General features: G+C 66.7%; 11 protein-coding genes. 9 read left to right on the top strand and 2 right to left on the bottom strand.

All coding sequences use genetic code 11. From position 1 onward, the window contains the following. The first annotated feature begins 57 nt into the window (after window positions 1-57). The 9 genes from ACZ9YD_RS02155 (at window position 58) to ACZ9YD_RS02115 (ending at window position 15998) form a co-directional block, all read left to right on the top strand. Window positions 58-2232 carry a RelA/SpoT family protein gene (locus ACZ9YD_RS02155; protein WP_465073493.1) on the top strand — a complete coding sequence of 725 codons (2175 nt, stop codon included), beginning with the start codon at window positions 58-60 and terminating at the stop codon, window positions 2230-2232. Between the two features lie 63 nt (window positions 2233-2295). Beyond that, the gene (locus ACZ9YD_RS02150) at window positions 2296-2679 is read left to right on the top strand and encodes a RidA family protein (protein WP_465073492.1); all 384 of its coding nucleotides are present in this window, start codon (window positions 2296-2298) and stop codon (window positions 2677-2679) included. A 16-nt stretch (window positions 2680-2695) separates the two neighbouring features. Continuing rightward, on the top strand, window positions 2696-4804 hold the full coding sequence (gene recG / locus ACZ9YD_RS02145; RefSeq protein ID WP_465073490.1) for an ATP-dependent DNA helicase RecG: 2109 nt from the start codon (window positions 2696-2698) through the stop codon (window positions 4802-4804). A 219-nt stretch (window positions 4805-5023) separates the two neighbouring features. After that, window positions 5024-5677 carry a response regulator gene (locus ACZ9YD_RS02140; RefSeq protein WP_465073489.1) on the top strand — a complete coding sequence of 218 codons (654 nt, stop codon included), beginning with the start codon at window positions 5024-5026 and terminating at the stop codon, window positions 5675-5677. Between the two features lie 201 nt (window positions 5678-5878). Further along, window positions 5879-12370: a YadA-like family protein gene (locus ACZ9YD_RS02135; RefSeq protein ID WP_465073488.1), complete on the top strand. Its 6492-nt coding sequence runs from the start codon at window positions 5879-5881 to the stop codon at window positions 12368-12370. A 99-nt stretch (window positions 12371-12469) separates the two neighbouring features. Then, entirely contained in the window at window positions 12470-13405 is a 936-nt protein-coding gene (locus tag ACZ9YD_RS02130) for a nucleoside hydrolase (protein WP_465073487.1), read from the top strand. An 83-nt stretch (window positions 13406-13488) separates the two neighbouring features. Beyond that, window positions 13489-13740, top strand: a complete 252-nt coding sequence (locus ACZ9YD_RS02125; RefSeq protein WP_232134337.1) for a type B 50S ribosomal protein L31 — start codon at window positions 13489-13491, stop codon at window positions 13738-13740. A gap of 260 nt (window positions 13741-14000) precedes the next feature. Further along, window positions 14001-15302, top strand: a complete 1302-nt coding sequence (locus tag ACZ9YD_RS02120) for a citrate synthase (protein WP_465073486.1) — start codon at window positions 14001-14003, stop codon at window positions 15300-15302. 231 nt (window positions 15303-15533) lie between these two features. Beyond that, a complete protein-coding gene (locus tag ACZ9YD_RS02115) occupies window positions 15534-15998 on the top strand; it encodes a hypothetical protein (RefSeq protein ID WP_465073485.1) in 465 nt (154 codons plus the stop codon). Between the two features lie 34 nt (window positions 15999-16032). Here ACZ9YD_RS02115 and ACZ9YD_RS02110 read toward each other — a convergent pair whose 3' ends face one another. Continuing rightward, the gene (locus ACZ9YD_RS02110; protein ID WP_465073484.1) at window positions 16033-16665 is read right to left on the bottom strand and encodes a hypothetical protein; all 633 of its coding nucleotides are present in this window, start codon (window positions 16663-16665) and stop codon (window positions 16033-16035) included. 169 nt (window positions 16666-16834) lie between these two features. Further along, window positions 16835-19384, bottom strand: coding sequence for a penicillin-binding protein 1A (locus tag ACZ9YD_RS02105; RefSeq protein WP_465073483.1), 2550 nt, complete (start codon window positions 19382-19384; stop codon window positions 16835-16837). Window positions 19385-19419: the final 35 nt, after the last annotated feature.

Raw genomic sequence — 19419 nt, 5'->3', positions numbered from 1 at the left:
GCGCTGCACCGCGCAAATGTGGTTCCAAAACCCCGACCGTGCCCGTAGGCTTCGTGGATGACGCCCGCCGTACCCACCACCACCGCCCCCGTGATGCCCGACGTCCCGACGGACGATGTGGTGCCCGAGTACATGCGTGTGCTCGAACGGGCGGCGCAGTACCTGCCGGAAGAGCAGCGCGTGCAGTTGCGACGCGCCTGGTCGGTCGGCGCGGCCGCGCATGCCAGCCAGATGCGCAAGTCCGGCGAGCCCTACATCACCCATCCGGTCGCGGTGGCGGTGGTGCTGGCCGAGCAGAAGGTCGACATCGAAACGCTGGTCGCGGCGATCCTGCACGACACCATCGAAGACACGCCGCTGACGCGCGAAGCCCTGGCATCGGCTTTCGGCGAGACCGTTGCCGAACTGGTGGAAGGCGTCACCAAGCTCGACAAGCTCAATTTCGGCAGTCGTCAGGAAGCCGATGCGGAAAGCTTCCGCAAAATGATGCTGGCGATGGCGCGCGACCTGCGCGTGATCCTGATCAAGTTGGCCGATCGCCTGCACAACATGCGCACGCTGGGTGCACAGCCAGGCCCGTCGCGCGAGCGTATCGCGCGCGAGACGCTCGACATCTACGCGCCGATCGCCCAACGCCTGGGCATGAACAAGATCAAGGCCGAGCTGCAGGATCTCGGTTTCCACGCGCTGTATCCGATCCGCCACACGGTGCTCGAGAAGCGCATCCGCAACCAGCCGCTGGTGCGCCGCGAAGCGCTGGCGAGCATCGAGGCGCAGCTTGCGCAGAGGTTGACCAGCGCGGGACTGCAGTACCGGCTCGTGGGTCGGGTGAAATCGCCGTGGAGCATCTACAACAAGATGCAGGGCGAGGGGAAAACCTTCACCCAGGTCATGGACGTGTTCGGTTACCGGATCATCGTCGGCAATGCGGCGGACTGCTACCACGCGCTGGGCATCGCGCATTCGGTGTTTAAGCCGCTGGATGGGCGCTTCCGCGATTTCATCGCGATCCCCAAGGCCAACGGCTACCAGTCGCTGCACACGGTGCTGTTCGGCCCCTACGGCGCGCCGATCGAAGTGCAGATCCGTACCGAGGAAATGGAGCTGATCGCCGAGCGCGGCATCGCCGCGCACTGGGCCTACAAGCACGGCGGCGAAGGTCCGAACAGCGCGCAGTCGCGCGCGCATACGTGGATCGCCGGCCTGCTGGAATCGCAGCGTGCGACCGGTTCGTCGCTGGAATTCCTCGAGAACGTCAAGGTCGATCTGTTCCCGGACGAGGTCTACCTGTTTACGCCGAAGGGCGACATCATGTCGCTGCCACGCAATTCGACCGCGCTGGATTTCGCGTACGCGGTCCATACCGACATCGGCAACCAGGCGGTGGCCGCGCGTGTCGACGGCAAGCTGGTGCCGCTGCGCACGATGCTGGCCAGCGGCCAGCGCATCGAGATCGTCACGGCGAAGTCGTCGCTGCCGCGCCCGCAGTGGCTGGAATTCGTCGTCACCGGCAAGGCGCGTACCGCGATCCGCGCCCAGCTCAAGCATTTGCAGCACGAGGACGCGGTGCAGCTGGGCCATCGCATGCTCGACCGCGCGCTGGAACTGCTCGGCACCTCGCTCGACCGGCTGCCGCAGGAGCGCCTCGACGCGTATCTGGTCGAAGCGAAATATCCGCGGCTCGAAGAACTCATGGCCGACATCGCGCTCGGCAACTGGATGCCGGGGCAGGTGGCGCTCGCGCTGGCGCAGCATGACGGCGGCGTGCCAACCGAGCAGATCGCGCGCGCCGGCGAGACGATCCGCATCCGCGGCGACGAGCGCGGCGTCATCACATTCGCGAACTGCTGTATGCCGATTCCCGGCGACGACATCATGGGTTACCACACGACGGGCCGCGGCATCGTCGTCCATCGCGTGGATTGCCCGAACGTCGCCGAGTTCCGCAAATCGCCCGAGCGCTGGGTCGCGATCGACTGGGACCGGGATGTCGTCGGCGACTACAACGTTGCCTTGCGCATCGAGGTCGAGAACCATCCCGGCGTACTCGCGCAGGTGGCCGCGGCGATTGCGCGCGTGCACTCCAACATCGACGGCGTGGAATACCTGGAGCGCGACAGCACGATCGCGGCGATCCGCTTCTCGATCGAGGTCAAGGGCCGCAAACATCTGGCCGAAGTGATCCGTCGGACGCGCCGTCTGCCGGTTGTGCATGGCGTGCAGCGGATGTAATCCGAACCGCGGCGCGGTGTGCGCCCGCTAGAATGCGGGTTGTCCTGTTGCCGGAGTTCCACGATGCCCCGCACGCCCATTTCCACGTCCGACGCGCCCGCCGCGATCGGTCCGTATTCGCAGGCCGTCCGCGCCGGCGACACCGTCTATTTCTCGGGTCAGATTCCGCTCGATCCGGCCTCTGGCGAGATCGTCGCCGGCGACATCACCGCGCAGGCGCGCCGTGCGTTCGACAACCTCAAGGCCGTGGCCGTTGCGGCTGGCGGCAGTCTCGACGACATCGTGCGCGTTGGACTCTATGTCACCGATCTGGGCGAGTTCGCGCAGGTCAATGCGGTGATGGCGGAGTACTTCGCTGCGCCATATCCCGCGCGGTCCACCATCGAAGTGCCGGCACTGCCGAAGGGCGCGCGCTTCGAGGTCGATGCGGTGATGGTGCTCGGCTGAGTTCCCACGGTCCTGCATGAGCCGGTCCGGCACCCAAGCGCCGTCGCTCGCCGACGCGGGCCAGAGGCCGGTGTCCGCGTTGTCGGGCGTCGGGCCGAAGGTCGCGGAAAAGCTCACCGCACGCGGGCTCGCGACGATCGGCGATCTGTGGCTGCATCTGCCGCGCCAGTACGAGGACCGCACGCACGTCACGCCGATCCGCCATCTGCGCGGCGGCGTGCCGGCACAGATCGAAGGTACGGTTGAAGCGATCGAGAAAGGCTTCCGACGCCGGCCGATGCTGCGCGTCGCGATCGCTGATGGTTCAGGCGGCACGCTGGTGCTGCGGTTCTTCCACTTCCGCGCTGCACAGGTCGCGCAGCTCGCCGTCGGGACGCGATTGTGCTGTTTCGGGACACCGCGCCCCGGGCAGCAGGGGCTGGAGATCGTGCATCCGAGCTATCGCGTGCTTGGCGACGAGGCGATCACGGTGCTCGACGATCGCCTCGATCCGGTCTATCCCGCGGTCGACGGCGTGGGCCCGCAGGTGCTGCGCCGGCTGATCGGTCAGGCGCTGGACCGTTTGCCCGGCGATGCCGCACTCGAACTGTTGCCGCGCGATGCACTGACTGCGCTCGGCATGCCGACGCTGCGCGAGGCGCTGCTCTATGTGCATCGGCCGCCCAGCGACGCGGACATGGCGCTGCTGGCATCGGGCAGACATCCCGCGCAGCGCCGTCTGGTGCTCGAGGAAATGCTTGCCCACCACCTCAGCCTGCGCCGGCAACGGATCGCGCTGCAGGCGCATCGTGCGCCAGCGCTGCGTCCGGGGTCGCTTGCCGCCGCACTGCAGGCGTCGCTTCCGTTCGCGCTGACCGGTGCGCAGTCACGCGTGCATCGCGAACTGCTGGTCGATCTCGCCCGGCGCAAGCCGATGCTGCGGCTTGTGCAGGGCGATGTCGGCAGTGGCAAGACCGTCGTCGCTGCGCTGGCTGCCGCAGCTGCGATCGATGGGGGGCGCCAGGCCGCGCTGATGGCGCCCACCGAATTGCTGGCCGAACAGCATGCGCAGAACCTGCGCGCGTGGTTCGAGCCGTTGGGCGTGCGCGTGGCGTGGCTCGCGGGCAAGGTGACCGGACGCGCACGTGCGGCGGTGCTGGCGGATATCGCATCGGGCGCCACGCCACTGGTGGTCGGGACGCACGCATTGATGCAGGCGAGCGTCGCCTTCCATGACCTCGCACTCGCGATCGTCGACGAGCAGCACCGCTTCGGCGTGCACCAGCGCCTCGCGTTGCGCGACAAGGGCGCGGACGGCGATCAAGTGCCGCACCAGCTGGTGATGACCGCGACCCCGATTCCGCGCACGCTGGCAATGTCCGCCTATGCCGATCTCGACGTCTCGGCGATCGACGAGCTGCCGCCCGGCCGCACGCCGGTGCAGACGGTCGTGCTCAGCAGCGAGCGTAGGCCCGCCCTGATCGAGCGTATCCGTCATGCCTGCGCCGACGGGCGTCAGGCGTACTGGGTATGTACGTTGATCGACGATTCCGACGAGGTCGTCGCGCAGGCCGCACAGACCACGTACGAACAATTGTCGGCTGCGCTGCCCGAGGTCCGCGTCGCGCTCGTGCACGGGCGCATGAAGCCCACCGCCAAGCAGGACGCGATGCGCGCGTTCAAGCAGGGCGATATCGACCTGCTGGTCGCAACCACCGTGATCGAAGTCGGTGTCGACGTGCCCAACGCCTCGCTGATGGTGATCGAGAACGCCGAGCGCCTGGGCCTTGCGCAGCTGCATCAGCTGCGCGGTCGCGTGGGGCGGGGCAGCGCCGCGTCGAGCTGCGTGCTGCTCTACCAGTCGCCTTTGTCACGCATGGCGCGTGAGCGCCTGGACACCATGCGAAGCACGAGCGACGGCTTCGTCATCGCCGAAAAAGACCTCGCCCTGCGAGGCCCCGGTGAACTGCTCGGCACGCGGCAGACGGGCTTGGCCGAATTCAGACTCGCCGACCTCGCACGCGATGCCGATCTGCTGCCTGACATCCACAGGATCGGCGATGTGCTGTTGGCGACAGAGCCGGCGCTGGCCGACCGGGTGGTCTCGCGCTGGATCGGTAGCGCGACCCGTTATGCGGCAGCCTGACCCGTTATGCGGCAGCCTGAATTTAGCGCGCATTCAACGCAGAATCGCAGACCCGAGCTTCACCATTCCATCACCTGCAAGAAATACCGTACACATTCGCGCATCACGTGTGATTGACGACACATTGAGCGTTACCCATTCCGGGGCGGAGCGAGATAATTCTGAGGGCTTGTCTATCCATCGAAGACGGATTCGGCCCGACATATCCAGGGAGGGACAATGGAAGCTCCATTGCGTATCTTCATCGCGGACGATCATCCATTCACGTTGGCGGGCGTCCGCGCCGAGATAGAGCGAGCAGGCGAAGCTTTCCAGGTTGCGGGCGAGGCCTCGAATGGCGCCGCGCTATTGGGGCTTCTCGAGACCTCGCGCGCAGGAGACCTTCTGGTCACCGATTTTTCGATGCGGGGCCCTCGATTGCGAGACTGCGACGGTTTGCCGCTGTTGCTGACGCTGCGCCGCCAGTTCCCGGCACTTCCGATCATCGTGCTGACCGAGGTCGAGAATCCGGCGATGCTGCGCGCCATGGTCGACGCCGGCGTGCGCGGCCTGGTGGACAAGGTCTCCGCGCGCAACGAGTTGCTGACCGCAATCCAGAAGGTTGCAGCCGGACGTATCCACTTCTGCCGGGCAATGCGCACCGTACTCGATCATGCCGGTGGGCTCGACGGGACGCGGGTGCGCATCTCCCCCCACGAGGCGGAGGTCGTGCGGCTGTTTGTCGGTGGTCTGACCGTCAGCGAGATCGCAGTGCGCCTCTCGCGCAGCGTCAAGACCATCAGCCGTCAGAAGAACGATGCCATGCACAAGCTGGGTCTCGAGAATAATGTCCAGCTTTATGCGTACGCGCGCGATCACGGTTTAACGCCCTGACGACATAACCCAATGCGCCCCGGAATTTGAGAATCGTCTGATTCCCGATATTTCCGACCTCTGATTATCTGATCTCAGCGAAGTCCTTCCAGGTATTTCGCGGTCGATCAGACAGGCAGGGGGCTCTTAGGGCGACTCGCTTCGCAGCGTCTGCCACTTCCCTTTGTCGCCCATCAGGCAAGACAGAGGGAGTGGACCCAGATGAATCGAATTTTCCGCAAGGTATGGAGCCGCGCGCTCGGGGTATTGGTGGTCGCGTCGGAACTGGCGCGAGGGCGCAGCGACGGCATGCCGGCAAGTGGCGCGCTGGGAGTGCCGGTGGTCTCGCTTTTGGCGCTGGCCTTGCTGGGTGCAGGCAATGCCTGGGCGCAGGACGACGCAGCGGCGACACGCGCAGATGCGGAAACAATTGCCAAGGCGGTCGAGCAGCATCTGCAGGCGCAGGACGATGCCGCCAACGACCGTGCGTCATCGCTGCTGTTCACCAGCGACATGCTGTCGGCAGATATCCAGTCGCGTTCGACGCTGGGAGCCGGCTCGGTCACGCCAATGGGCGTGATCAACCCGGGCGGGCTGACTGGTGGCACGTTGCCGGGACTGGTCAATTACCTGCAGCAATTCCTCGTGGGCGGCAACTACCAGCAATGCGGATTGCTGGGAAATGGCCAGTTGCTGCCGGATGAGTGCCTGACCATTTCGCGTGCGAATTTCCGCTACTCGTTTACCGGCCTCAATCTGCTGGGCACTGACCTGGTGACTCTGCCGAATGTGCTCGACCTCAATGGGAACCGTCCTTCAGATCACACGACGATTCTGGGGCGCGCCGCGTCGGAAAGTTATCTGACCGTCACCAATGCGCAGTACGGCGCGGCGAACAACACGCCGACCTGCACCATCGGGGGTGTGATCGGTGTCTGTGTCCCGGGGCTCAGCACGTACTCGTGGTCGACCCTGCCTGCGCAGGATTTCCAGGTCATCATCGGCGATGGCGCTGCCGCAAACGGCTCCAACACCGTTGTGCTGGGCACGAATGCGACACATCGGCTGCCAGCCGCGGCGTGGACCGGGACGGGCGCGCCTGATGGCAATTACGCGGCCAGGCTGGGTAACGCGATCGTGGTCGGCCACGGCGCGAACGGCACCGCGGACCGACAGGTCATCCTTGGTGCGAATGCATCTTCGACGCATGCCAACAGTGTCGCGCTCGGTGCAGGCGCGGCTACGGATCGTGGCGCACTGACGAACTACACCGCAGCCGGCACGACACTCGTCCGCTCCTCGGTCGGTTCGGTTTCGATTGGCGCCGCCGGTGCGAATCGCCAACTCGCGCATGTCGCAGCGGGCACGCAGGCGACCGATGCAGTGAATGTCGAGCAAATGCAGGGCGCGATCTCCCAGGTCAACGCCGTCAATGCACTCGCGGTCGGCTACGACACCGCAGCACGCACCGGGATCACGCTACAGGGTGCAGGCGGCACGACGATCTCCAACCTCGCCGCGGGCACCGTGGCGCCGACCAGCACGCAAGCCATCAACGGCGCGCAACTGCATGGCGTGAGCACGTCCGTCGCTGCGGGACTGGGCGGTGGCTCGACCGTCAGCGCGAGCGGCGCGGTGACTGCGCCCAGCTACAGCCTGGAGGGCGGCGCGGTCACCGCAACGAATGTCGGCGCAGCGCTGACCAACCTGGACGGTCGCACCTCGCTCAACAGCACCAACATCGCCACCAACACCACCAACATCGCGACCAATACGACGAATATCGGCAATCTGCTCAACGGGACGGCCGGCCTTGTGCAGCAGGATCCCACGACACTCGCGCTCAGCGTCGCCGCGGCAACGGGTGGTACCACGGTCGGCTTCGCCAACACGGCGGGCGCATCGCGCGCGCTGACTGGCGTGGCCGCAGGCGCCGTGGGCGCCGCCAGTACACAAGCGATCAATGGTGCGCAGTTGTTCGGGGCGAATACATCAATCGCCGCACGACTGGGCGGGGGCGCAGCGGTGGCTGCCGATGGCAGCGTGACGGCGCCCACGTTCAATGTGCAGGGCGGTGCCTTCCAGGACGCGGGGGCTGCGTTTACAGCCGTCGACGGCGCACTCGATGACGCCGCGGCACTGGCCGCCTCCGCGGTGCAGTACGACGACGATGGCACGGGCGAGCCGGATCTGGGGCGGGTCACGCTGGCAGGCCCTGCGGGTACCACGATCGGCAATCTGGCCGCAGGTGTCGACGACGATGAAGCCGTCAACGTGGCGCAGCTGTCCCCGGTCGTCGATGCGCTTGGCGGGGGTGGGGCGATCGATCCGGTTACCGGCGCAGTGTCCGGCCCGACCTACACGCTCGATACGGGCGCCGATACCGGTGCAACAACGGACTTCGATACGGTCGGGGGGGCGCTGGCCAATCTCGACGGACGGACCACGGGCAACACGACCAACATCAACAACCTGCTCGATGGCACGGCAGGTCTGGTGCAGCAGACGGATCCGGCCGCTCCGTTGACGGTGGGTGCCGCCACGGGCGGCGTGCAGGTGGACTTCAGGAACAGCGGAGGCGTCGCGCGTCGCTTGACCGGTGTCGCTGACGCCGCGGAGAACGGGGATGCGGTGAATTTCGGTCAGGTGCAGGCCATCAGTGGCTCGATCGCCACGCATCTCGGGGGTGGAGTCGGAGTGGGCGCTGACGGTACCTTGACCGCGCCGGCGTACACCATCGGCGGCGCGAGCTACAGCAACGTGGGCGCGGCGTTCACTGCAGTCGACACCGCACTCGACGATGCGGTTGCCCTCGGCGCGTTCGCGGTGCGGTATGACATTGACGGCGCAGGCGAGCCTGATCTGACCCGGATCACACTCGGCGACGGCGTCGCCGCCACCACGATCGGCAATCTGGCTGCGGGCGTCGCAGCCGACGAAGCGGTCAACGTCGCGCAACTGACGCCGGTGGTCGCCGCGCTCGGCGGCGGTGCATCGATCGATGCCACGACCGGTGCGGTCACAGGGCCCACCTACTCGCTCGACGACGGTAACGGCACGCCGGTGGACTTCGATAACGTGGGCGGTGCGCTCACCAATCTGGACGGCCGGACAAGCAACAACACGACCAACATCAACAGCCTGCTGGCGGGCACGGCCGGTCTGGTGCAGCAGGACGTCGATTCGCTGGTCATCCGTGTCGGCGGGCAAACGCTGGGGAGCGAGGTCGACATCTCCGATCTCTTCGGCGACGGTCGCCGTCTGGCCGGTGTTGCCGACGGGACCGAGGCGACGGACGCCATCAACCTGGGGCAGCTGACCGCGGTCGGCAGTTCCGTCGCCACGCATCTGGGTGGAGGCGCAACGGTCGCTGCTGACGGTACGCTGATAGCGCCGTCCTACAGCATCCGCGGCGGCGCATTCGACAATGTCGGTGCGGCTTTCGCCGCGGTGGACAGTGCATTCGATTCGGTCGGCGAAGGCGTCGACGAAATCGCCGAGCTCGCCGTTCGCTACGACACGGACGCGCAGGGCGAACCCGACTTCAGCCGGATCAGCCTGCAAGGTGCAGGCGGCACCACGATCGCCAATGTCGCCGCCGGCGTGGCGAGCGACGAAGCCGTCAACGTGTCCCAGCTGTCGCCGGTCGTCGGCGCGCTTGGCGGCGGTGCGGCGATCGATCCGGCGACGGGTGCGGTCGTGGGCCCGACCTACACGCTCGACGATGGCTCCGACACCGGCGCGACCACGGACTTCGACACGGTCGGTGGCGCGTTGGCCAACCTCGACGGGCGGACGACCGGCAACACGACCAACGTCAACAATCTGCTCGCCGGCACCGCGGGCCTGGTCCAGCAGGATCCGACCACGCTCGCGGTCACGGTCGGTGGGCAGAGCGCAGGAGGGCAGGTCAGTTTCGCCAACAACGCGGGCGACGCACGCCGCCTCAGCGGTGTCGGGACGGGTATCGATGACACGGACGCGGTGAACTTTGCCCAGCTGCGCGACGCGCTCATCGGCGTCGATGGCAATCTGGGGTTTACGGTGGTCTATGACGACGATGGCGCGGGCAATCCGGACCTGTCGCGGATCACCCTGGGCGCCACCGGAACGCCGACGACGATCGGCAACCTGGCAGCCGGCGTCGCCGACGATGAGGCCGTGAACGTCGGCCAGCTGACGCCGGTCGTCGCGGCGCTGGGGGGCGGCGCAGCCGTCGACCCGGCAACGGGGGTGGTGACCGGGCCCACCTATACGCTCGACGATGGCAGCAATACTGCGGTCACAGTCGACTACGGCGATGTCGGGTCGGCGCTCGGCAATCTGGATGCGCGCGTTCTGAGCAACACCGCGTCGATCGAGGGTCTCGATGCTGGCGGTGCGTCGAGCTACTTCCGGGTGAACTCTGGCGGCGCAGTTGCGCAGGCCGTCGGTCTCGATTCCGTGGCGATCGGACAGAATGCGATCACAAACGGAGACGGCGGCGTCGCGATCGGCCTGGATGCAGTCACCGGCAGCGTGGACGATCCGACGCGGATCAATCAGGTCGCCATCGGCAACAACGCGCGGGCCACGGCGCAGAACAGCACCGCGGTCGGCGGTGGATCACTGGCCAGCGGTCCGCAGTCGACCGCGTTCGGCTCGGCTGCGCAGGCGACTGGATCCAACAGCGTCGCAGTCGGGCGCAATGCATCGGCGAGCAATAGCGGTACCGCCATCGGCATGAACGCCGTCGCCACGGGCGTCCGCGCGACCTCGCTCGGTCAGGGGGCGCAGGCCACGGCTGCGGATGCGACCGCGGTGGGTCAGTTCGCGATTGCAACATCGACGAACAGCGTTGCACTTGGTCTCGGCTCATTGGCGGACCGCGCGGATGCGGTCTCCGTGGGCACGGCGGCGAACCTGCGCCAGATCATCAACGTGGGCGACGGCACCGCAGATACCGATGCGGTCAACCTCAGGCAGCTCACAGCGGTGGAAGACCAGATCACCGATCTCGGCGAGCTGGCGATCCAGTACGACGACGCGTCGCAGTCCCGACTGACGCTGGCCGGTGTCGATGGCACGACGGTCGGGGGTCTTGCGGCTGGCGTGGCCGCGGACGAGGCAGTGAATGTCGCCCAGCTCGCCCCGGCGGTGGATGCGCTGGGCGGCGGCGCAGGCGTCGATCCGACCACCGGTGCAGTAACTGGGCCGACCTACGTGCTGGACGACGGCAGCAACACCGGGGCCACCGTCAGCGTCGACGACGTGGGCTCGGCACTCACCAACCTCGACGGCCGCACTAGCACCAACACGGCCGACATCGCAGGACTTCTGTCCGGCACCGCAGGCCTGGTGCAGCAGGACGCCACCACGCTGACGGTTGGAGTAGGCAACCAGGTGGCCGGCACGCAGGTGGACTTCGCGAACAGTGCCGGCGACGCGCGGCGTCTGAGCGGGGTGGCGACCGGCACGGTTGATACCGACGCGGTGAACCTGGCGCAGTTGCGTGATGCGATCGTCGACGTCAATTCCGACAGCGTGTTCGCGGTGCGCTACGACGAGGACGCCAGCGGCGATCCGGATTACAGCCGGATCACTCTGGGCGGCGGCGTCGATGGCACGACGCTGGCGAACGTCGCGGGCGGCGAGACCTCCGTTGCCAGCACCGAGGCCATCAACGGGGGGCAGCTGTTCGCCACGCATTCTGCGATCGCAGAATTGCTGGGCGGCGGCGCATCGGTGACGCCGCTGGGTACGCTCGTCGCGCCGAATTACGCGATCCAGGGTGCGTTCTACGACAACATCGGCTCCGCACTTGCCGCGCTGAACCAAGGCATCGATGACGTCAATGGGCGTATCGATCAATTGCCGCCACGTACGCCACCAGTGCTCGGGGAAGACAATGCCCTGATTGATGTCGATGGTCCGGCAGATGGCAGTGGCGAGGCGATTGCGGGCGACGGCACGCGCGGGGTGGCGGTCGGCGCGGACGCCGTGTCGGACGGCGAGCAAGCGGTCGCGGTCGGCGCTAACTCGATAGCCGATGGTGACGACGCCACGGCGATTGGCGGCAGCGCCGCGGTCCAGGCAGCGGGTGGCACCGCGCTCGGAGCGAATGCCACCGTTGCGCCAGGTGCGGACAATGCGATCGCGATCGGCGAGAGTGCCACTGCCGCCGCCGCCGGCACGACTGTGATCGGCCAAGGCGCCGCAGCGAACGCCGATGGTGGTGTGGCACTGGGTCAGGGGGCGTCAGCGAGTGCTCGCAACGCCGTCGCGCTGGGGCAGGGCGCCGTGGCCGATCGCGCCAATACGGTGTCGGTCGGTACGGCCGGCGGCGAACGTCAGCTGACCAACGTGGCAGCGGGCACAGCCGGCACCGATGCGGTCAACGTCAACCAGATGAATTCCGGGATCGAACGGGCGCTGCAGTCGGCCAACGACTACACCGATGCGCGGTTGAACCAGATGCAGTCGGACGTCTGGGAAATCGATCGCGGTTATCGTGCAGGCGTCGCATCGGCGATGGCGGTGGCGGGTCTGCCGCAGGCCTACCAGCCCGGGCGCAGCATGATCGCGGCGGCGGTCAGCGGTTACGAGCAGGAAGCGGGCATGGCCGTCGGCATCACGACCATCTCCGAGGACGGACGCTGGGTCTACAAGTTCAGCGGGACGACCAATACCCGCAACGATCTGGGCGTGACGGTGGGTGCCGGCCTGCAGTGGTAGATCTGCATCTGTAAGCCCGGAACGCCCGGTCGATCCGTCGGCCGGGCGTTTGTCTTTTCCGTCGTTCGCGGCCGCGGACGTGCCGGGCGATAATGCCGCATGACCGACAATATCCCACTGCTGATCGATACCGACCCGGGCGTCGACGACGCCCTCGCGCTGCTGCTGGCGTTCGACGACGACGCACACGACATCGTCGGGCTGACCATCGCTGCCGGCAATGTCGGCCTGCATCACACCGTCGCCAACGCGCTGAAGCTGTGCGAAGTGGCCGGCCGCCGCCATGTGCCCGTGTTCGCCGGCGCCGCATCGCCGCTGCTCCATGCGGCGCCCGACGCCGCCTATGTGCATGGCAATGACGGTTTTGGCGATATCGGCTACACGCCCGCAACGCGCGGGGTCGAGGACGAGCACGCCGCGCTCGCAATCCTGCGCCTGTCGCATGTACACGCCGGGCGGCTGGCGCTCGTCGCGCTGGGGCCGCTGACGAATGTCGCGCTGGCATTGAAACTCGACCCCACGCTGCCGTCGCGTGTGGCGCGTTTCGTCGCCATGTCCGGCGCGGTGACCGGCCACGGCAACATCACGCCCAGCGCCGAATTCAACGCCTACTTCGACCCGGAAGCCGCGAAGATCGTGTTCGATGCGTTTCCGGTGTTCGATCTGTCCGACTGGGAGGCCACCGTCGCCCACGGCCTGCCGCACGATGCCGTCCTGGGCTGGATGCAGGCCGGCGGCGAGATCGGACGCTTCTACGAGGCGATCTCGCGCAAGACGCGCGAATGGTCCGCGGACCGCCGCGGCGACGACTGGCACTCGGCCGATGCGCTGGCGATGGCCTGGGTCCTCGAACCCGGTGCGGCGCTGGAAGTCGTCGAGCGTCCGATTGAAGTCGTGCTCGACCAGGGCCCCGCCCGTGGCGCGACGATCGTGGACTGGAACCGCCAGCTGGGTCGGCCCGATAACGCCCGTATCTTGATGCGCTACGACCCGGTGCGGTTCCATGCCCGGATCCGCCGCGTGCTGGCCCGGTGAACGAGCCCCCGATCGGCGGCTTGCGCCCTGGTCGGGTCGATGGTTAAAATGCCGCTCTTCCCTTGCGCAACTTTGGTGCCGCCATGAAGGCCGACATCCATCCCGAATACCGCGAAGTCGTCTTCCAGGACGTCACGTCCGACGGTTTCAAGTTCCTCACCCGCTCGACCCTCGCCGCCACGGCGAAGGAAAAGATCCAGTGGGAGGACGGTAACGAATATCCGCTGATCAAGATCGAAGTCTCTTCGGCCACGCATCCGTTCTACACCGGCCAGAACAAGATCATCGACACCAGCGGCCGCGTCGACAAGTTCCGCAGGCGCTACGCCAAGTAAGCGTATGTGGAGTGGTGCGTGCCGCAGATGTGGCACGCGCCGTTCGACGACACCAGCGGCCGCCCTTGGGCGGCCGTCTGCATTCCGGCGTCTCGCACACCGCTGCATTGTTGCCGCGGTGTGCATGACCGTGTTCGACTTTCGTGCAATACCGGGTGCCGGCGCGCACGGAATCGCTATGCGATAATTGATGCGTTGCGGCACGCGCCGCCCGCCAGGCCGGATGGCGTCGCCGTCCGGAGAAATGAGGAGCCTCCAGAGTGTCTGAATCCAACGCCAAGCTCGACCAGGTCACGCTCGATGCCGCCGGCAAAACGGTGACGCTGCCCGTTCTGCACGGCACGCTCGGCAATCCCTGCATCGACATCTCGAAGCTGCCCAAGGAAACCGGCTGCTTCACCTACGACTCCGGTTTTACCGCCACCGCCAGCTGCAAGTCGGCCATCACCTACATCGACGGCGACGAAGGCGTGCTGCTGTATCGCGGTTACCCGATCGACCAGCTGGCCGAGAAGTCGAGCTTTCTCGAAGTCGCCTATCTGCTGCAGGCCGGTGAACTGCCGACTGCCGACGAGTTCGCGAAGTTCGAGCATGAAGTGACGCATCACACGATGATGCACGAGTCGCTGAAGAGCTTTCTGCAGGGCTTCCGCCACGATGCCCATCCGATGGCGATGCTCGCCGCGTCGGTCGCGTCGATGTCGGCGTTCTATCACGACACGCTCGACCTGCAGGATCCCGAACAGCGCCGCCTCGCCGCGATCCGCCTGATCGCCAAGGTGCCGACGCTGGCCGCGGCCGCGTACCGCTATTCGATCGGCCAGCCGATCCGCTATCCGCGCAACAGCCTGGGCTACGTCGACCGCTTCCTGCACATGATGTTCGAAGTGCCCAGCGAGCCGTTGGAGCTCAACCCGGTCGTCAAGAAGGCGATGGATCTGCTGTTCATCCTGCACGCCGACCACGAGCAGAACGCGTCGACCTCGACCGTGCGTCTGGTCGGTTCGACCGGTGCGAATCCCTACGCGTCCGTCGCGGCTGGTATCACCGCGCTGTGGGGCCCCGCGCACGGCGGCGCCAACGAGGCGGTGCTCAAGCAGCTGGCCGAGATCGGCACGGCGGACAACGTCGAGAAGGCGATCCTGCGCGCCAAGGACAAGAATGACCCGTTCCGTCTGATGGGCTTCGGTCACCGCGTCTACAAGAACTTCGACCCGCGCGCGAAGATCATCCGCGAGATGACCCACAAGGTGCTCGGCGAACTGGGCATCAATGATCCGTTGCTCGATGTTGCGATGAAGCTGGAAGAAGCGGCGCTGAAGGACGACTACTTCGTCGAGCGCAAGCTCTACCCGAACGTCGACTTCTACAGCGGCATCATCTACAAGGCGCTCAACATCCCGACCGAGATGTTCACCGTCATGTTCGCGATCGGCCGCACCGCCGGCTGGGTCGCACATTGGCTGGAGCAGCAGGTCGATCCGGAAGCCAAGATCGGGCGCCCGCGTCAGATCTACACCGGCTACGACGTGCGTGATTACAAGGGCGCCAACCAGCGCTGATGCATGCGACAAGCCGGGTCTTCGGGTCCGGCGTGTCGAAAAGGCGGCCCTCGGGCCGCCTTTGTCGTGTCTGGAGGATCACCCGCTTCTACGGTAATTCCGACATCCGCCCCAGGCGCTTTCCGGCAGCCGGCGCGCCAGGCGATAGGCAGACTGGCTTCGACACGCGCTGCCTCGCGTCCTGTGTCCCAGGCCGCCGCAGCGCTCGACTCAATCGAAGGGGATGCTCGAATGAAGATGCGATGGGTGTGGAGCGCGATGCTCGCGTGCGGCGCGGCGCTGGCTGTGGCGAATGTGGCGGCGCAGGAAATGTCGTTCCGCAGTGGTCTGATCACGGGCATCAGCCCGATGCAGGTCGCGGCGGCGGCAGCCCAGCAACAGGCGAAACCCTCTCAGACCAATGGCGCACTCGGCCGTGCGCTTGGCCGGATGGCCGGACGTGCGGCGTCGCGCGTCACCGGCGAGTACTCGTACGAAGCGTATGAGGTGGCCAGCGGCGCCGCCCAGGATGTCGTGCAAGGGGCAGCAGCCGCGCCTGCGGCGGGCGTGCCGACGGTCACGGCCTACATGGTGATGCTCAAGTTCGACGACGGCAGCGAGTCGGCGATCCGCGCCGCGAGCGCCGATGGTCTGCGCGTCGGCGCGCGCGCGCGGGTGTTCGGCACGGGGCAGAGTGCGCAGATCGTCATGGAGTAAGCGCGGCGCGCCATCGCTGCGATGGCACGCCGACTCAGCCGGCGCCGTGTTCCAGCGCGATCAACTGCTCGAGTTGCGCTCTGGACGCACGGCGCATCGGCTTCTCGTCCATCGTGGACAGCGGAGCCTGCCGCAGGCTCGCCTCCGGCAGTACCGTCAGGTCGAAGGTCAGATCTTCGGCCGTGAACACCCAGACATCGAAATCGCTCGCGCGCTGACGGTCCAGGCGCAACCGGCGCATCCGGCTTTCGGCGGGGATGCCGTGATCATCGAGAAAGCGGGCGAGTCCGCCTGAATCGTCGGTATGCACATGCAGCGTCACCGCGGAATGCGCGTCCGCCGTGCCTTCCAGCACCGGGCCGACGAGCCGTGGCGAAAACCGTTCGAAGAATCCCATCGCACGCATCGCCACCTCGCGGCGCTCGCGCAACGCATCGGTCTGGCGCGTGCCCACGAACAGTCGCTGGTACTCGCGCAGCGCGTCTTCTATCTCTCGATTGCGTGGTAAGGAAGCATCGTCGTGGATGCCGAGCCGGCTCGCGGCTTTGAGTTTGGCGACATGGAAGTCGCGGATGCCGCCTTCCGCCATGAGACGGGCGGCCTCGTGTGCGAGGCGATGGCGGCGCTCGCGGGTCTGTGTCTCCGCGTGCTGACGTGCGCGGTGCATGCGCGTCCCCTGTCGTCGATCACTTGGGATCGACTTTACCCTTGCACCGTGACAGGTCAATACGCGCCGCGATGCGCTTCAGCTGGTAGATGCTTCAAGCTTACATCGGTGTCGGCCGATGCTGTGACCAGCCGGCGACGCGATGGTGCGCCGGCCATGCCCGCGTCGATCAGAAGATGTCGAACGCTTCCTCGGCCGGCACGTCGTCGATCTGCAGATCGATCTCCGACTCCATGCGCTCCAGATCTTCGGCCTTGACGTATTCGATGATCCCGCCGTCCGAGGTGCTGGGCAGCAGACGACCGCCCGCAGTGACCGAGACCCGTACCATGCCTTCCGGCGGTTCGTTCGCGACTTCGGGCACGCCATCGAGCGCGACGCGCATGAAGTCGATCCAGATCGGCAGGGCAGCGCGGCCACCATACTCGCGGAAACCCAGCGATCGGTTGTCGTCGCGGCCGACCCAGACGGACGTCACCAGATTGCCGCCGAAGCCGGAGAACCAGGCATCGCGATGGTCGTTGGTCGAGCCGGTCTTGCCGCCGACGTCCTCGCGTTCGAGTACGCGTGCAGCGGTGCCGGTGCCGCGACGCACGACGTCGCGCATCATCGAGATCATCTGGTAAGCCACGCGCTCATCGATTGCGCGCGGCGCCATCACCGGGGCGGCGCCGTCGGCGCGCGGCTCGGGCGGCTTCGGGGCTTCGACCGGCGCTTCGGTGACCTCGCGTTTTTCGGCTGCGGGGCCCAGGTTGAATCCGTCGACCACGTGACCGGGCTTAGAAGACTGGCCCGGCGTACCGCCGGTGCCGCAGCCGCGACAGGCGCGCGCCGCGTTTTCCTTGAACACCAGCGTGCCTTCGCGGTCACGCACTTCATCGACGAACCAGGGCGTCACGCGGAAACCGCCGTTGGAGAACACCGCGTAGCCGCGGGTCACGTCCAGCGGCGTGAGTGACGGGGTTCCGAGCGCGATGGACAGGTTCGGCGGCAGCTGCGACTCCTCGAAGCCGAAATGGCTGATGTAACGGCGCGCATAATCCACGCCGATCGCATCGAGCAGACGCACGGCCACGAGGTTGCGCGATTGCACCAGCGCCTCGCGCAGGCGCATCGGGCCGACGAACTTGCCGTCGGAGTTCTGCGGGCGCCAGTCCTGTCCGCGGCGCATGCGGAACAGCACCGGTGCGTCGAGCACGATCGAAGCGGGGTTGAAGCCCTTCTCGAACGAGGCCGCGAACACGAACGGCTTGAAGCTCGAGCCCGGCTGGCGACGCGACTGCGTGGCGCGATTGAAGTTGCTGCCGGCGAAGCTGAAACCGCCGATCAGTGCGCGTATCGCGCCGTCGTCAGGCTCCATCGAGACCAGTGTCGCCTGTGCGCGCGGCAACTGTTCGAGCTGCCAGGTGATCACGGGCGGCGGCAAGGCCTCCGGCGCAGTGTCCGCGGGCGCCTTCGCCGGTGTCTCGACGCGACGCACGCGGGTCAGGTCGCCGCGCGTGAGCAGCGCGGCCGGGCTCTTGCCGGTCCAGCGACTGGCGGCCGCGTCGAGCGTCACGGTGCTGCCGTCGGCCAGCACGACGTCAGCCGTGCCTTCACCACTGCGCACCACGACCGCCGGCAACATGCCGCCCTGAGGCGCGATGCCACGCAGGCGCCGGGAGGTGGCCTCGACGTCTTCGCCCGCCGCCAGTTCGAAGGTCTCCGTCGGCTTCACCCATCCGTGGCGACGGTCGTAGGTCGTCAGGCCGCTGCGCACGGCCAGCTCGGCGGCCGCCTGCATCGTCGGGTCGATCGTGGTCGTGACGTGGTAGCCGCGCGTCAGCACATCGCCGCCGTAACGCGCCACCATCTCGAGCCGCACCATCTCCGCTACGTACGGTGCGAACACTTCGATCGGGCGCTCGTGGGGGCTGGCGTGCATGTCGACCGCGCGGGCGGCGGTCGCTTCCTCTGCACTGATGAAGCCCAGCTCCTGCATCCGCGCGAGCACATAGACGTCGCGACGTTCTTTCGCGCGCTCGGGGTTGCTGAGCGGATTGCCGCTGGATGGGAATTTCGGGATCGCCGCCAGCGACGCCATTTCGTCAAGATCGAGTTCGGCCAGCGATTTGCCGTAGTAGAACTCGGCCGCTGCCGCGACGCCGTAGGCGCGATTGCCGAAGAAGCTCTTGTTGAGATAGAGCTCGAAAATCTCGTCCTTGCTGAGGTTCTGCTCCATCTTCCGCGCGAGCAGCATCTCGGCGAACTTGCGCGTAAAGCTGTATTCCGAACTCAGAAAGAACTGGCGCGCAACCTGCTGGGTGATCGTCGAGCCACCGGGGACGCGGCGGTCGTTCGTGGTCGCCAGCAGCCACAGCGCGCGGCCGACACCGCGGTAGTCGATGCCGCCGTGCTCGTAGAAGCGCGCGTCCTCGGTTGCGAGGAAGGCCTGCTTCAGGCGATCGGGTACGTTTTCGATGTCAACCGGATACCGGCGTGTCTCGCCGAACAGCGCAATCAACCGCCCGTCGCGTGCATAGACGTACATCGGCTCCTGCATTTCGATATCGCGGAGTGCTTCGACATCGGGCAGCTTGGAAGCCACTGCCGCGTAGAGAATGCCGCCAGTGATCGCGCCGAGGATGCCGAGCACGACTGCAAGGACCAGGGTCCAGCGCAGCAGGCGGCGGAAGCGGGAGGGGCGGGGCTTGGGCGACGACGTGGGGGCTGGGCTCATGGCGGGAAAGTATAGGGGAGGTGCCTGAGGGGCGG

Source organism: Luteimonas sp. AC640a, from assembly GCF_979256585.1.
This window is presented reverse-complemented; position numbering and strand designations above follow the sequence as displayed.

Bases quoted from the DNA above. Each gene is read 5' to 3' on its own strand.
- ACZ9YD_RS02115 (WP_465073485.1), top strand. From the start codon at position 15,534: ATGAAGATGCGATGGGTGTGGAGCGCGATGCTCGCGTGCGGCGCGGCG.
- ACZ9YD_RS02155 (WP_465073493.1), top strand. From the start codon at position 58: ATGACGCCCGCCGTACCCACCACCACCGCCCCCGTGATGCCCGACGTC.
- recG (WP_465073490.1), top strand. From the start codon at position 2,696: ATGAGCCGGTCCGGCACCCAAGCGCCGTCGCTCGCCGACGCGGGCCAG.
- ACZ9YD_RS02150 (WP_465073492.1), top strand. From the start codon at position 2,296: ATGCCCCGCACGCCCATTTCCACGTCCGACGCGCCCGCCGCGATCGGT.
- ACZ9YD_RS02140 (WP_465073489.1), top strand. From the start codon at position 5,024: ATGGAAGCTCCATTGCGTATCTTCATCGCGGACGATCATCCATTCACG.
- ACZ9YD_RS02125 (WP_232134337.1), top strand. From the start codon at position 13,489: ATGAAGGCCGACATCCATCCCGAATACCGCGAAGTCGTCTTCCAGGAC.
- ACZ9YD_RS02130 (WP_465073487.1), top strand. From the start codon at position 12,470: ATGACCGACAATATCCCACTGCTGATCGATACCGACCCGGGCGTCGAC.
- ACZ9YD_RS02105 (WP_465073483.1), bottom strand. From the start codon at position 19,384: ATGAGCCCAGCCCCCACGTCGTCGCCCAAGCCCCGCCCCTCCCGCTTC.
- ACZ9YD_RS02110 (WP_465073484.1), bottom strand. From the start codon at position 16,665: ATGCACCGCGCACGTCAGCACGCGGAGACACAGACCCGCGAGCGCCGC.
- ACZ9YD_RS02135 (WP_465073488.1), top strand. From the start codon at position 5,879: ATGAATCGAATTTTCCGCAAGGTATGGAGCCGCGCGCTCGGGGTATTG.